The organism is Bacillus paralicheniformis, assembly GCF_001042485.2.
GTDB classification, from domain to species: domain Bacteria; phylum Bacillota; class Bacilli; order Bacillales; family Bacillaceae; genus Bacillus; species Bacillus paralicheniformis.
This window is the reverse complement of the sequence record NZ_LBMN02000018.1, coordinates 59,251-74,048: the sequence shown is the minus strand read 5'-3', so window position 1 is coordinate 74,048 and position 14,798 is coordinate 59,251. Positions and strand designations below refer to the sequence as shown.

The following is a 14,798-nucleotide window of genomic DNA, read 5'->3' as shown; positions in this document are numbered from 1 at the left end:
TCTTCTTTTTAAAAACATAAAAATTACATTTATTAACTTTATTTTACAGAAGATAATTGTTATTGGCAATTATTTTTATGAATAAGTGCAAGGAATGGCGTCAGCTCCAATATTTGAGCTGACTTTCGAGGTTTTTGGCTGAAACAAGGCCTTTTTGGAATTGGTTCGGACAGGTGAGGTTGTATTTTTTAATTTTTAGGTTGATGGCATCGATCAGCGCTTCGCGCTGATTCGATTTGATCGCTTTTTCAATCTCTTGTTTAATTTCCTTTTGCAGCTTCAGCCACTCCGGCAGATAACGGGCGTTTTTTAGAGTTGACGAAAGCGCATCCCCCTCGAGCGCCTCTTTGCTGAGCGGTCTTCCAAAACCGGGGAGGGACTTGAAGTCGTCTTTCTTTTCGCTCTCCTTTACGGCTTGATCAATCCAGTGAAGATATCGTTTTTCAAATTCTTCACTCATATGAGCCATCTCCTCTCATCACACCTGAAGCAAAGGGTCAGGTGTGTCTTGTCGTTCTGACGGTTTCCCTCTGTTCTACGGCCTCCGCTTTTTTCAATACTTGATATGCCAGCCACATGACCGCATAGCTGAGCAGGCTGGCGCTGAAAAAAGGAACGATTCCTGGCAGAAAGGCAAAAGCGATATAAAGCACGGCAGTGACCGCCATCATCGTTAATGTATACTGTAAATACGATATGCCCAGAATCAGCGAAAACTTAAAATACATCCGCTTCTTCCAATCGAAATGGGCGAGCAGCGGAAACATATAAAACAGCATAATCAAAAACAAAAATCCAAAAATCATAATGACGAACCGGAGAACGTGCAATAGGAAATGCTCCGGATAAATAAAAGCAAGGTCAACATAAATGATGATGCCAACTGCCGCCAGAATAAGACCGATGACGTTGGAACGAAAAAACTCGCCGCGGTACGCCTGCCAAAACGTTTTACATATTGGAATATCGGTTTTGCCCATAATCCATTTTCTCATCACGGAAAACAATGCAGTCGTCGCCGGCATAAACCCGAAGACGCCAAGGCCGAGCATCGTAAAAACAAACCACAGCAGATTGGCGTAAAAAAACTTCAGCACCCAATCACAAAAGCTCAGCACCCTTCCCATGGAGACACTTTGTTCCACGAATTCCCCCCCCCTTTATGTATATTGCCGGGTATACAGAAGTTCACTGATTCCTATCGGCTTTTTTTCTTTGATGGAGCGCCATAATGCCTCGCCGGCTGCAATTGAATAGGCGCCTGCTTCGGCACCGGCCAGAATGTCGTAATTCCTCAACGGGTCTCCTCCGCCAAACAGCTCTTCCAAAAGCAGCGGATCTCCTCCGCCATGCCCGCCGGGCTGCCTGACGACGCGAATCGTTTCTTTCGATTCAAACAGCGGATAATAATCGATGGTCTGTTCGGGAACTTCAAAGGGAACCCTTGCCGGTGCATGATATTCCTGGGTTTCAAGCCTTCCCTTTGTCCCGTTGATTGCAAGCCGGTAGCCTTCATACGGGGCTGAAAAATGAACGGAGTAATTCAGCAGCGCCCCTTTGTCGTATTTCAAAACGGCTGCATACGTATCCTCGATATCGATTTCTTCATCGAAAATACACGCGTCAGGCCTGTAATCGGTATAGAGCAGATGCTGGCTTTCGTTGGTTTTAACATGGTCGTCCTGCGGGTCGCCTGCCTGCCACCTCATATAATAGCGGCATTTCTTCTTGACATGGCATGTTCCGCAATAGCGTTTTTCCCCTTTTTCAGGATTCATTTCGCCGCCGGGTCCGTAGTAGTACAGGCCGCCATAGGCAAAAACCTCGCTAGGCGTTTGATCAAGCCACCAATTGACAAGGTCGAAATGATGAGTTGACTTATGGACGGAAAGCCCGCCGGAGTATGCTCTCATCCTGTTCCAGCGTTTAAAATAGCTTGCGCCGTGATACGTATCGATGTACCAGTTCAAGTCAACCGACGTAATCGTGCCGAGCTTTCCTTCAAGTATCAGCTCTTTGATCTTGCGGTGGTACGGATTGCAGCGGTAATTAAACGTAACGGTCACTTTTCCTTTGCTCGCGGCTTCGGCTTTTAACACGGCTGCCGCATCCCGTGCCGTTGTCACCATCGGCTTTTCAGTGACCACATCGATATCCGCCCGTAAAGCGCCCAATATATAGCGGACATGCGTATCATCACGGCCTGCTACAATAATGGCGTCCGGCTTGATTTTGTCAAGCATTTCGGTAAACGCTTTCTCCTCGAAAAACGGGACAGGACGAAGCGCCGGAAACCTGTCTTTGCAGACTTTTTCCCTTAGCGGATCGCTGTCCAGGAGCGCAGCGATGCGGTGTTCTTCCCCGTATTTTCCCACTAGAGGCTCGATAAACATGTTAAAAGCGCGGCCGCTCAGACCGCATATCGCATATGTTTTCATCGGTTCCTCCCCCTTTCATTTTCAGCGAAGCGCTTCGATGAGTTCCGTCGCTTCAGGGGTTTTCTTCGCATAGACCGGTATGAAAGCTGCCATGTCTTTATTCAGCTGAAACGTATAGCCGTTCAAACGTTTTTCTCCTTTTTCGATGACAGCCGCATACAGCTGTACGTCCCCGTTTTTACCCGGAGCGCTGTACGGCTCTTTTTCTTCCGAGGCAACATTCAATGGCTGAAGTCCTTCAGGATCGTAAAAAGGTTTAAACATGTCTTCTGGAACGATAAACAGATCTCCTTCTTTCGCCGCAATTTCAACTAGAAGCTTTTCCGGTGCAGCCGGGAAAACGGTGATGTTGAGCTGTTCTTTCCCGGCAGCGCGCTGGACGTTTTCCTTTATTTCAGCCGGTGCATCCGAAAAGATCAATACGTCTGTTCCCCGGCCTCCATCCTTTCCGCATGAGGAAAAAAGAAGCACTGCTGCAAATAGAAGGACGGAGAAAGCGAAGTTCTTCACTTCGCTGCCTCGCGGGAAAAGCGGCCGGTCTTTTCAAGTTCTACAAGAGCCATGATCAATGCGCCGACACCGTGAAGATCGTTGGTGCTTTTTTCCCGCCCGGCATAATAATCGTATGTCCCTGCAGAAGTTCCGACGCAAATATCTTTTAAAAGCAAGCCTTCTTTTGCGCTCAGCTCGATTTTCTCTTCGACGAGTCCTTTGAAAGCCTTTGCGGCTCTATCAATATATGATGAATCGATATAGCCCATGCGAGCTCCTTTCGTCATCGCGTACATATACAAACACGAGCAGGAGCTTTCAAGCCAATTGTCCGGAAGTCCGCCTTTATCGACAACCTGGTGCCATAACCCTGTGCGTTCATCTTGAAAATCGGCAATGCTTTTGACCATCTCTTGAAGCGCCCGGGTCCACTCCTGTCTTGTGTCATGCCCCTGCGGGAGCAGTTCGATCATATCGCTCAGTGCAAGCGCGTACCAGCCGATTGACCTTCCCCAAAATTCGGGAGAACAGCCTGAAACGGGGTCGGCCCAGGGCATTTCCCTCTTTTCATCCCACGCATGATAATATAATCCCGTCCTGCAGTCTTTCGTATGTTTTCTCATCAGTTTTTCTTCGAGGATGACCATATCGTACAGTTCAGGCTCATTGAACGCTCTTGCATACTTGAGTGCGAAAGGCCCTCCCATGTACAACCCGTCAAGCCACATTTGGTAAGGATATTTATCTTTATGCCAAAACCCGCCTTCTTCTGTTTGATTCAGCGTATCAAAAAGGCCCTTCAGCTTTTTGGCGGCTTTACGGTAGCGTTCATCGCCCGTTTCATCATACAAAGGATAAAGGATAAGTCCGGCTTGTATGGCGTCCAGTTCATCCCTCCTGAAATAAAAATTCCCGCAGCCGTCAATGAGCTCATCGGCGTATTCTTTTACATATTTGAAGTATGCTTCTTTCCCCGTTTCTTCCCAGAGGCGAATCAGTCCGCACAGAAATACGCCCTGATGGTAGTGCCAGCGTCCGGCCGGCGGCAGCTCCTTTGGTGTATACGCTTTCATTATTGTTTTGGCCGCTTCTTCGGCAATGTAAAGAGGCGTTTTTGTGATGAGAGATTGATTCATGTCATTCAATTCCTTTCATCAAAAAATATTAATATATTCCTTCTTCTCCAAATTTCTTCGCCATCCTGTTTGCAAATATGACAAGAATGAGACCGACAGCTGCTTTAAATAAACCGACGGCTGTACTGTAGCTGAACTGCCCCTGCTTTAATCCGGCCGTGTATACATACGTATCAAAGATCTCGGCCACTTCGCGGTTCGTTGCATTCAAAAGCAGATACACATGCTCAAAGCCGAGCTCGAGCGTATCGCCGATTTTCAAGATCAGCAAAACAACGATGACGCTTCTGATCGCAGGTAGTGTGACATGCCACATCCTCCTCAGGCGATTGGCCCCATCCATTTTCGCCGCTTCGTAAAGCTGCGGATCGACAGCGGTAATCGCCGCCAAATAAATGATCGTTGACCAGCCGGCTTCCCTCCATATGACCTGGAGAATGTACATCGGCCTGAACCAGCTTTCATTCAGCAAAAAGTTGATCTTTTCTCCGCCGAAGTAGGCGATAATCTCATTGATCAATCCTCCGTCAACCGTCAACAGGACGAATGAAAGCGATACCACAATAACCCATGACATAAAATGCGGAATATAGATCAGCGTCTGGACAAACTTTTTGAACAATGCGACTCTGACTTCATTCAATAAAAGCGCCAAAATAATCGGTATCGGAAAGAATACAACAAGGTTGAGGAAAAACAAAATCAATGTATTCTTCAGAAGCATAAAAAATGTCGGTTCGGTAAACAGCCTTTCAAAATGCTTAAAACCAACCCATTCGCTCCCCGTTATGCCGAGAAACGGCTGGTAATCCTGAAACGCTATGACAATCCCCCACATCGGCACATACTTAAAAAGCAAAAAATAAATCAGTCCCGGCAGAATCATCAAATATAAATACTTTTGCTGGAGAAGCTTTTCCCAAAAACGCGTCTTTCGTTTTTTTTCAACAATATGGGCCGGATTTTTTCCGGTCTGGACATCGGCTGCTTTCATAAACGGCCTCCCTTCGTGATGTTTGCTTTCACTTTATCCCACCATGAAAAAATAAATCTACAATCATATCATCACATCGGCCCCACCTCGCCCGGCAGCCGGCAAAACCTAATAAAATGAAACGATGGTTAGAAAATGATTATTGACAAATTCACACAAAAGTCGGATTAATTATATATGAACATCTCAAACGAAGATTTGTTGGGGGGGAATTTATGAAGAGAAAACAATATAAGTTTTACTATAAGCTGGTGACCTTCTTTCTCGTTCTGAGCACCATTCCGGTCATCATCGTCGGCTTTTTTTCCTATCAGAGATCAGCGGAAACGATTGAACAAAACGTTACAAACGAAAAGCTCCAAACCGTTGGCCAGACACAGCTAAATATCGAGCATATTTTAAAAACGGTTGACCATTCCTTCACCAATTACGTCCGTTCCTATCCTTTAATTCAGACACTCAGCCGCACCATTACACCAGAACGCTTTCAGCTGTATAACCAAATCAACAAGGAATTAAACGAACTGCAGACATTCGATACCGATCTGTCGGATATCACGCTGATCAGCCAAGAAAAAAAGTGGTATATCAACAATTCCGGTTTATATCCTTTAGATCAAGGAAAACAAGCCATCACAATCTCGCTTTACAACGCTTTAAAAAGCCGTTCCAGCTGGGTGCTTGAAAAAAACAACGACCTTGTCGCCACAAAAGAAGGGGCTTCGGGCAACTGCCTGTACAACGTCAATCTGGTCAAACAGCTTCCCCTGAACAGCATGGAAAACAGAGGCCTTGCGATCGCAAGCATTCCTTCTTGTTCGCTTGTCAAGCGCATGCCTCATCATTCAAAAACAAACAGTATGATGGTCCTTGATGACAACGGACGGATCATCCTTCACTCAGACCCGTCAATGATTGGGCAATCGATCAAACAAGAGGATTATTTCAAAACGATCCGCCGGCATCAGGAAAAAAACGGCCAGTTTGATACAACAGTCAGCGACACCGCCTATAACATTACATACCAGAAATCAGATTACAATAATTGGATATATATTTCGTTAACGACCATTCCGGAACTTTATCAACAGACGGCATCAATCGGCTGGTTCACATTTACGACCTGCGTCATTTTGTTAGCGCTTTCATATCTATTTTCCTGGTTTGGTTCACGTCATTTTTACAGGCCGATCAAGGTTTTGTACGAATCAGTCTCAGGCTTTTCTGCGGGGGCCGCTTCCGGCCAAGAGAATCCGAAAAACGAATTTGAACTGATTGAACGGAATATTAAAGAGATGAAAAATAAAAACCATGATCTGAAGGTGCGCGTCGAACAGCAGGTCACCCAGCTGAAGCAGTATTTTTTAACAAGGCTTTTGCTCGGCAAGCTGAGCGAAGAAGAAATTAAAGACCGTTTTACAGGGCTCGGCTTCCCTGAAGATTGGAGCCACCTGTCCGTTTTTGCACTGCAAATTGATACATTGAAAGACACATCATATGAAAAAAAGGATCTTGATGTCCTGCTGTTTGCGATCAACAGCCTTGTCGAACGATCTGTGCCCAAGAATAAGCGCCTCCCGCCGGTTGTCATTGATAAAACGCAGACCATCATCATGCTGAACCGCGGACAGCCGCTGGACAGGTTTCAGGAGGACTTGGAGCGTACCGCATCATCCATCAGGGATAAAATTCATGAAGAGCTTGGATTGTTTGTCAGCATCGGCATCAGCCAGCCGTTTACAAGCCTTGCAATGTCGAAGCGCGCTTATTTGGAAGGGCTTGAAGCGCTGACATACCGTCTGAAATCAGGAAAACACGCGGTGATTTTCTATGAGCATCTTGACCGCAACAAAGCGTTTTTAACCCAGTTTCCAAAGCAGATCCAAAATGAACTGTTTGAAGCTATTAAAACGTGCAACCGTAAACAAGCGGCCGAACAGCTTCATCTTCTCCTTGAATCGATTTGTTCTGAAAACATGAATCCGCATCACTGCCAGGTGGCGATTGCAAGGCTCTTGAACAACTTGATTGAATTTATGCATTTGCTCGGAATCGAGATTTTTGAACCGAACGAAAATACGATGCTGTACGACGACGTCTTTGAGCTGACGACCATCGAGGAAATCGAAAGCTGGCTGAACGCGCAGATTATCGTCAAGATGATCGATACACTCAGCATCAGAGAAGAATCGCAATACAAAAACATCTCAGAAAAAATCGTCCATATTATCCAGCAGGAATTCGACACGGACTTGACGCTCGAATCGATCGCAGGAAGGCTTCATTACAACCCCAACTATTTAAGCAGCATCTTCAGGAAAGAAATGAAAATATCGTTCAGCGAATACTTGTCATCCTACAGGCATCATATCGCGAAGAACTGGCTGACGGAAACGACGCTGTCCGTAAAAGAAATTTCTGAAAAACTGAAATACAAAAATCCGCAGAATTTCATCCGCTCATTTAAAAAACTGGAAGGAATCACGCCCGGCAAATACCGCGAGCTGAAAAATCATTCGGCATAAAAAGACAATCCCGGTTTCCCGGGATTGTCTTCTATTTTTCTGCTTTTTTAAATGACTCCTCATATTCTTCTATTACTTGATCTCCGCCGTTCGTCCGCCATTTTTCAACCGCTTTCTCGAACTGGCTTTCATTGATTTTGCCGAGGATGAATTGATATGTGGCATCATCAATGATCTTTTGCAGTTCATCGCCTCTTTCAGATGCGGCCGGTGAGTACAAGCTTTCGGCCGGATTTGAGACGATGATCTCATTATTGTCCTCTGTCAGCTCTTCATATTTTGTACGGAGCGGATCGCCCGTATTTTTCAAATATTGTTTATCAATGCCGACGAGAGAGACGAGCGGCTGGATTTCCGCCTGCCAGTCTTTCAGTTTCTCGTCGATCCGTTTGAATTGTTTATTCCCTTCTTTTTTATAGTGAACCCCTTCGATCCCGTAAGTCATCAGGCTGTAAACATCCTCTTCGGCGATCCGGTCGAAAAAGGCCAGAATCCTCTTCAGCTCTTTTTCTGTTTTGACGCTTGTTTTCGGGAAGGCAAAGATTCCGTTATGCCCGCCTGATGCCCAGACGCGTTCCTTTCCGTCCGGCCCTTTGATCCGATTGATGATCTCAAGCTCCATTTTATCATCGACAGACTGGTCTCTTAAATTGACGGCATCGACCATATTTCCGACATAAATGCCGGCTTTCCCTTGTGAAAACATCTCCTGCTGCTGCGTTTTGCTCGTAACCGGGAAGTCTTTGTTGATCAGCCCTTCATCATAGAGTTTTTTCATATATTTCATCGTATCCATGTACTCTTTTGTCATGAAGTCAGGCGTGAACTTGCCGTCTTTTTCCTCCCAGTCAGTCGGCATGCCCATATAGGACCCCAATGTTTTAAAGGCGCCGTAGATCAAATCGTTTCTGTCGGCAAAGCCGATCGTATCGTTCTTTCCGTTTTGGTCAGGATCTTTTTCTGTAAATGCCTTCGCTGTTTCGTAAAGTTCATCAACCGTCTTCGGCATTTCGAGCCCAAGGTTGTCAAGCCAGTCTTTACGGATGACAACCCCCTGTCTTGATAACGGGCGCTCCCTGTAGATGCCGTAAAGCTTTCCGTCGATCGAAGCGTTTTTATTGATCAGCTTGTTCATCTTGCTTAAATTCGGATAATCCTTTAAATAAGGGCCGACCTCCCAAAACATCCCCGACCTGAACGCATTCATGACAGATGAATTTTTAATGTCCTGAATGGTGACGACTTTCGGCAGGTTTCCGGCGGCGAGCGCTGAGTTTAAGCGGTCTTCTTTTACCGCATCAGGCACCCACATTAAATCGAGCTTTGTATTGGTGAGCTCCTCGATTTTTTTAATCGCCGTATCTTTCGGCGGCTGCTGATGATAAAGGATTACCATCCAGCTCAAGTCCAAAGGCGAGTTCAGGTCGATTTTCTCATCCTTTGTAGAAGCCTGATCTGCTCCGCTGTTCGAACAGCCAAGCAGCCCGCCGGCCAAAAGCGCGAACGCAAAAATCGCGATCAGCCATTTTTTCCCCATATTGTCCCCTCCGTTTTTATCCTTTAATTGACCCTAAAAGAGCGCCTTTTGCAAAGTGCTTTTGAATAAACGGATACACGAGCAACACCGGTATGGTTGCAACGACAATGACCGCCATTTTGATCGTTTGTTCCGGCGGCGCCGCGGCTGCTCCCATTTCCGTCATATCCCCTTGCATACCGCTTGATACGATGACAATCTGGCGAAGCAAAACTTGTATCGGCCATTTTGTCGCATCGCTCAAGTACAGAATCGCCTGCATGTACGTATTCCAATAGGTGACGGCGTAAAACAGCGAAATTGTCGCAATCGCCGGCAAAGACAACGGAAGAATGATGCGGAAGAAGATGCCGATGTCATTGCAGCCGTCGATTTTGGCGGATTCCTCGAGGCTTGACGGTATGTTTTGAAAAAAGTTCTTTAAAATTATCAAGTTAAACGCATTGATGGCCGTCGGAAGAATCAGAGACCAATAGGTATCGAGCAATCCGAGCGATTTTACAACGAGAAAGGTCGGGATCATCCCTCCGCTGAACAGCATCGTGAACACGACCAAGAACATGAGGACGCGCCTTCCCATCAGCTCCTTTCTCGACAACCCGTATGCCATTAAAGAGGATAGAAACATGCTGACCGCTGTCCCTGCGGCTGTGACAAGAATAGAAATGATTAAGCTTCTGTACACAATGTCAGTTGAAAAAATATACCTGTACGCATCCAGCGAAAAAGTCGTCGGTATTAAGATAAACTTTTTCGAAATGACCTCCTCAACTGTCGCGAAAGAGGCTGCAATAACGTGAATGAACGGCAGCACACAAACCAATCCGAACCCTGTTAAAAATGAATAATTCAATATGTCAAACACGCGGCTTCCAGCAGAATGCCTGATCGTCATTTCCCCCTCCTTGTAAGCGCTGTCAAAATATTACGATATCGTGTCTAAAATGTAGCAAACAGAAAGAAGAGCGTCTATAATCATTTTTTAAGCAGGATCAGAAAAGCGGAGAAAAAGATCATCACCTTAGAAGATGATACGTCAGTCTTCATCAAGGATGTCTGAGGCGCTTACTTTCGGCTTGAACCCCAGTTCCCGAATGGCGGAATCGATCGACCACGGCCGCCCCTTATTGTCGCTGACAGCATAATATGTACCATATGTTTTGCCGGATTCGATTGCGGCTTTAAAAATCCCGATAAGGTCGGGGTGGGATAACAGCGTTTTTTTGCTCCTCGGTTTTGCGCGCAGCGTTTCTTGCTCATTTTCAGCGGCTGTCCCGATCCGCAGATTGATCACGGAAACCTTGGCGTCTAATTGGTGCGAGAAAAGGTAGCCGAGATTTTCGGACGCCAATTTTAGCAAGCCGTACAAGCTTTTCGACTGCGGGTAGTCATCAGTGTTGATCTGCCTCCCCAGCAGAGAATCTCCGTCCTTTTCATACACATCTGTCACATGGTTGCTGCTTGCAAAAACCACCTTCGGCACCCCGAGCTCCGCCGCCGCCCGCAAAATCGTATATGTTGCTTTAAAAAAGATATCCGTCATTTTCTCAAACTCCTGCCGGTCAAGCAAATCGCCCGTCGGCTTTACAGCTAAAAGGTTGATCACCGCATCCGTATTCAGAGGAATGTTTTTCACGACTTCATTGTAATCTGCCGCATCCACCCGGACAAAGCGGACAGCCGGCTTTTCATCCGGTTCTTTTAAATCCAGCACTGTCACCTCGTATCCTTCGCCTGCCAATCCGCCCGCTAATACGCGGCCGACCGTGCCGTTCCCTCCGATGATCGTCACCTTTTTCACAGTGATTCACCTCCTGTTTTACAGCCATGTTTTTAAGAAACCGATCGCTTTATGCCTCATTCCGGCTGTCTCGAAGTGCCCTGAATGAGAGCGAAACACTTCATAGCGTTCACCGGCGCCTTTTTCTTTATACACATCGGACAGCTTTTCTTCAATGAGGTCAATCCCTTGAACTGGCGTTAGTTTATCTGCGGTTCCGACCAGGCTTAAATGAGGCCTTGGAGCGATCAGGCTTTCGATTTGAGCGGTTGAAAAGTGCTTGACCAGCCCTGGAACATACGAATAGAGATTGTGACGGTCCAAATTCTGCGTCTTGATTAATGTTTCGCTGTCCACCTGCGCGCATATATCAACGCATACGCTGACCCGCTCATCCAATGCAGCAGTCCACCAGGCCATCAGACCTCCCATCGACATGCCGAGTGAAGCGATGCGGCTTTCGTCTGTGTCCTCCCGCATGCTCAGGTAATCGATGGCTCTGATGCTGTCGAAGACCATCATTCCCCACATCACCCGCCCTGTCCAAAGCATTTCTTTAAATATCTCACTCTCCGTTTTGCCCCGCCTGTCTCCGAAAGCCCAATGGTCAATCGCAAGCACGGAAAATCCCAAGGCCGTCAATTCCTCGGCGAACGGCGGTGTTTGCAAGTAATCCGCTCCTTCAATCAGCTCCTCCTTTCCCCTTTCGTAACGTCCTCCGTGTGAATGACAGTAAAGCACGGCCGGCCGCTTGCCGTTCATCTGTTTCGGTTTTGCAAAATAGGCCGGCACCGCTTCAATTCCGTTTAACTCAAGCAAAAGCGTTTCGAGAATAAAAGATGACTTTTCTTCAATTTTAAGAGTGCTCACACCAATGCTTTTTTTCCCCGGCAAATCGCCGAGCAGTTTGAAAAGTTGACTGCGCATCGTGTTCCCCTTTCTTTTTCCGTTTGATTGATTAATACGATTTGAAAGGGCGTTTTACCTTTTTCCAGATGATAAGTTGACGGAAGTTCACCACAAACAAGGCGCTGGCAAGCATGATAAACAGTAAGACCCAGGGTGATGAAAACAAAAGAAGCAGCGAGAAGCACCCCATGAGAAAGAGGCAGCCTATTTTGTAAACCCGGCCGGATAGCAGCTTGTAAGCAGCGGCAAGACCGCACAGCGAGTTGCAGATGAAAAAGGCGTTTGCGATCAGAACCAGTGTCTCAACATTAAGAAAGTGAAACATCAGGCAGACGAAAACGACGGTATGGATGAAAAATATAAGCCCCAGCGCTGCCATCGGCTGATTTCCCCTTGATCTGCGGGCAAACAGCCCGCCGGCCTGCGATGCCACCAGCCTGGCTGCTCCGCCTGTCACCTGAAAATAAGCGCACATGCAGAGGACAGCAGTGAGGACTGCGATCACAGGCAATGCAAAAGATCCGAACAACGGCGTCAGCATCATCGCCAGCTTCAATTGTCCGTTTGCGAAGAACCCCGGATCAATCCATTGAACAGCTGCCGCAGTCGCCACATATATGAGCGTTACCGTCAGGCTGCTGATCACGACGGCCCGGGGAATCGTTTTCCCGCGGTTTTTCACTTCCATGCTGTAGTTGCCGACGATTTCCCATCCAACTAATGCCCAGAACAGCAGCAGCAATCCGCGGCCAAAATCGGCAAACTGAAATGTTCCGTCTACGAGCGGCCCCTCACGAAAGTAAGGCACAGAAGCTGCGCTGCTTCCAAACAGAATGAGGGCCGCGGCAGTGGAAAAAATGAGTGCAACCATGCCGACAAATGAAAGGTTAAAGCAAAGAACTACCATACAAAAGATAAAAAAAATGAAGCCGTACAGTTCAGCAGGAAATGCCGTGCCGGCCGCAAGAGAATGAATATATTCGCCGGCCGTCATTAATACGGCGGCGGGGCCGAAGCTCGCAGCCATGATAAAATAAAAGACTGCCAACTTTTTAACACGGGAACCGAACGCTTTTTCAGCCGCATAAGCAATCCCGGCATCATTCGGATACTCGACGCTCAATCTGGCAAAAATCCAGGCAAATAAAAAACCGATTCCCAACATCAACAGCCATGCAAAAATCGCATAGTCCCCCGCTGTCTGATGAATCATCGGCGGCAGCAGAATGATTCCCGACCCTAAAATAGGCCCCGTCATCAGCCCGCTTAATAATAAAGGGCCAAGCTTTTTTTCTCTCATACTGATACAATCCTTTCGCAAAGTCGTTTAAAATGATTGTAATCTTGTTTAATTCATCAGTAAAATAGATATTATCGATCTGCAACTTCGAATTTTTCGATATAAAATAAAAGGGAGATGGACGAGATGGAGATCCGACATTTGAAAACATTCAAAACCATCGTGGATATCGGCGGTTTTACCCGTGCTGCCGATTATTTGGGATATGCGCAGTCAACTGTGACTTCGCACGTTCAAGCAATCGAACAAGAATTAAGAAAGCCGCTGTTCTACAGGCTGGGGAAAAAAATGATGCTGACAGAAGCAGGAAAACACCTTCTCCCTTATGCCGCAGAAATGGTCGAACTGTATGAAAAAGCGAGGCACATTCCGGAAAACGACCAGGAGCCGTCGGGAAACTTGATCATCGGCGCCTCGGAATCTTTAACGGTTTACAGATTGCCTGCCATTCTTCACGAATTTACTAACAAATATCCGCAGGTCACGGTCACATTAAAGTCTTCCACGTGCTGGCAGCTGAGAGATGAATTGAAGCAGGGAAAAATCGATGTCGCTTTTCTTTTGGACAACGATCGGAAAGAAAACGACCTTCATGTTGAAAAGCTGGTCAATGAGCCAATGGTGTTCATCTTTCCAAAGGAACACCCGGCAGGACAAAAGGCCCTTGATGATTTGACTTTTACCGCAAATGAAACGTTTTTATATACGGAGCACGGCTGCAGCTACCGTGATTTTTTTGAGGAGTATTTACGTCAAAGGGGAGTCATTGCCGACCATACGATGGAGTTTTGGAGTGTCGAAGCAATTAAACAGTGCGTGATGTGCGGTTTGGGCGTATCCCTTCTTCCTTTGATCACAACGCGCACTGATATCGAAGAAGGAAAGCTTCAGGGCACGCTTGTCCGCGACGCCCTGTTTTCCACTCAAATGGCTTATCATAAAAACAAATGGCTTTCTCCTGCAATGGCGGCTTTTACAGATATCGTCCGCACGAAAGCAAGAGACTGGGCACAGGCATAACGTTCCTATATCTAAATGCCTTCGGTATTCATCAGCACGATCCGCCAGCCGTCCGGATCTTCCACTGTTGCCCCTTTGTCCTTCCAATACGGATTTTCTGGCGGCACTTCGTGATGGCCCATGTCAGCGAGCCTTTTTAAAATACTCTTGATTTCCTTCTGATCAGGAATATAAAAAACGAGCAGATTGTCTTTGGTCGGTGCCGGACAAGGGCTGCCTCCGATATGGGAGGTGAATTCAAGGTGATATTGGACATTCGGCAAGCCGAACATGACGCCATGATACCCTTGATGTCCTGAAAAACCGCCAAGCTTTTTCAGGCCCAGCCCCTTTTCGTAAAACGCAACGATTTCGTCAAAACGGTCTGTAGGCCGGGCGATTCTGACCTGTACGGCGGAAAAATCGGAAAAATGCATCTTAATCATCTCCTTTTTTCCCATTTTAAGCGGTCATGGATCATTTGAAACGAAGCGAACGGCTGAAATATTTTCATCCTTTCGGCGGAATGACAGAGCTTTCAGATTATTAACAAAATCCCAAAACGGCTTATAGTTTTGGGATTTTGTCATCCTTTGTCCCGCAATCCTTGCAGTCTGGGAAAGCCGAGCATCGGAGCGGTCTTCCACAGGATGTGGTGACGGCGGTGTTAGGCGGTTAGCCGCCTGAT

The 14,798-nt window shown here is 46.7% G+C and carries 14 protein-coding genes; 2 read left to right on the top strand and 12 right to left on the bottom strand.

What is annotated here, in order from left to right; all coding sequences use genetic code 11:
- Window positions 1-100: 100 nt before the first annotated feature.
- The 6 genes from ACH97_RS14150 to ACH97_RS14125 are packed head-to-tail and all read right to left on the bottom strand — an operon-like array spanning window position 101 to window position 5,060.
- A complete protein-coding gene (locus ACH97_RS14150) occupies window positions 101-460 on the bottom strand; it encodes a DnaJ family domain-containing protein (RefSeq protein WP_023855528.1) in 360 nt (119 codons plus the stop codon).
- A gap of 37 nt (window positions 461-497) precedes the next feature.
- Window positions 498-1,145 carry a YesL family protein gene (locus ACH97_RS14145; protein ID WP_020452640.1) on the bottom strand — a complete coding sequence of 216 codons (648 nt, stop codon included), beginning with the start codon at window positions 1,143-1,145 and terminating at the stop codon, window positions 498-500.
- A 15-nt stretch (window positions 1,146-1,160) separates the two neighbouring features.
- The gene (locus ACH97_RS14140; protein WP_020452641.1) at window positions 1,161-2,438 is read right to left on the bottom strand and encodes a Gfo/Idh/MocA family oxidoreductase; all 1,278 of its coding nucleotides are present in this window, start codon (window positions 2,436-2,438) and stop codon (window positions 1,161-1,163) included.
- Window positions 2,439-2,459: 21 nt separating this feature from the next.
- The gene (locus tag ACH97_RS14135; RefSeq protein ID WP_020452642.1) at window positions 2,460-2,948 is read right to left on the bottom strand and encodes a hypothetical protein; all 489 of its coding nucleotides are present in this window, start codon (window positions 2,946-2,948) and stop codon (window positions 2,460-2,462) included.
- The gene (locus ACH97_RS14130; RefSeq protein WP_020452643.1) at window positions 2,945-4,066 is read right to left on the bottom strand and encodes a glycoside hydrolase family 88/105 protein; all 1,122 of its coding nucleotides are present in this window, start codon (window positions 4,064-4,066) and stop codon (window positions 2,945-2,947) included. The genes ACH97_RS14135 and ACH97_RS14130 overlap by 4 nt, the downstream gene beginning before the upstream one ends.
- 28 nt (window positions 4,067-4,094) lie before the next feature.
- Window positions 4,095-5,060: an ABC transporter permease gene (locus tag ACH97_RS14125; protein WP_020452644.1), complete on the bottom strand. Its 966-nt coding sequence runs from the start codon at window positions 5,058-5,060 to the stop codon at window positions 4,095-4,097.
- A 215-nt stretch (window positions 5,061-5,275) separates the two neighbouring features.
- Here ACH97_RS14125 and ACH97_RS14120 point away from each other — a divergent pair, with 215 nt between their 5' ends.
- Window positions 5,276-7,585 carry a helix-turn-helix domain-containing protein gene (locus ACH97_RS14120; RefSeq protein WP_020452645.1) on the top strand — a complete coding sequence of 770 codons (2,310 nt, stop codon included), beginning with the start codon at window positions 5,276-5,278 and terminating at the stop codon, window positions 7,583-7,585.
- 31 nt (window positions 7,586-7,616) lie between these two features.
- Here the strand turns inward: ACH97_RS14120 and ACH97_RS14115 are convergent, their stop codons facing one another.
- The 5 genes from ACH97_RS14115 to ACH97_RS14095 form a co-directional block, all read right to left on the bottom strand.
- Window positions 7,617-9,122 carry an extracellular solute-binding protein gene (locus tag ACH97_RS14115; protein ID WP_020452646.1) on the bottom strand — a complete coding sequence of 502 codons (1,506 nt, stop codon included), beginning with the start codon at window positions 9,120-9,122 and terminating at the stop codon, window positions 7,617-7,619.
- A 16-nt stretch (window positions 9,123-9,138) separates the two neighbouring features.
- Window positions 9,139-10,017: a carbohydrate ABC transporter permease gene (locus tag ACH97_RS14110; protein ID WP_020452647.1), complete on the bottom strand. Its 879-nt coding sequence runs from the start codon at window positions 10,015-10,017 to the stop codon at window positions 9,139-9,141.
- Between the two features lie 141 nt (window positions 10,018-10,158).
- Window positions 10,159-10,923, bottom strand: coding sequence for an NAD-dependent epimerase/dehydratase family protein (locus ACH97_RS14105; protein WP_020452648.1), 765 nt, complete (start codon window positions 10,921-10,923; stop codon window positions 10,159-10,161).
- Between the two features lie 18 nt (window positions 10,924-10,941).
- Window positions 10,942-11,829: a dienelactone hydrolase family protein gene (locus ACH97_RS14100; RefSeq protein WP_020452649.1), complete on the bottom strand. Its 888-nt coding sequence runs from the start codon at window positions 11,827-11,829 to the stop codon at window positions 10,942-10,944.
- Window positions 11,830-11,860: 31 nt separating this feature from the next.
- On the bottom strand, window positions 11,861-13,111 hold the full coding sequence (locus tag ACH97_RS14095) for an APC family permease (protein ID WP_020452650.1): 1,251 nt from the start codon (window positions 13,109-13,111) through the stop codon (window positions 11,861-11,863).
- Window positions 13,112-13,237: 126 nt separating this feature from the next.
- On the opposite strand from ACH97_RS14095, the gene ACH97_RS14090 reads away from it, so the two are divergent.
- Complete coding sequence (locus tag ACH97_RS14090; protein ID WP_020452651.1) at window positions 13,238-14,131, top strand: LysR family transcriptional regulator; 894 nt, start codon at window positions 13,238-13,240, stop codon at window positions 14,129-14,131.
- An 11-nt stretch (window positions 14,132-14,142) separates the two neighbouring features.
- Here the strand turns inward: ACH97_RS14090 and ACH97_RS14085 are convergent, their stop codons facing one another.
- A complete protein-coding gene (locus tag ACH97_RS14085) occupies window positions 14,143-14,547 on the bottom strand; it encodes a VOC family protein (RefSeq protein WP_020452652.1) in 405 nt (134 codons plus the stop codon).
- Window positions 14,548-14,798 lie beyond the last annotated feature (251 nt).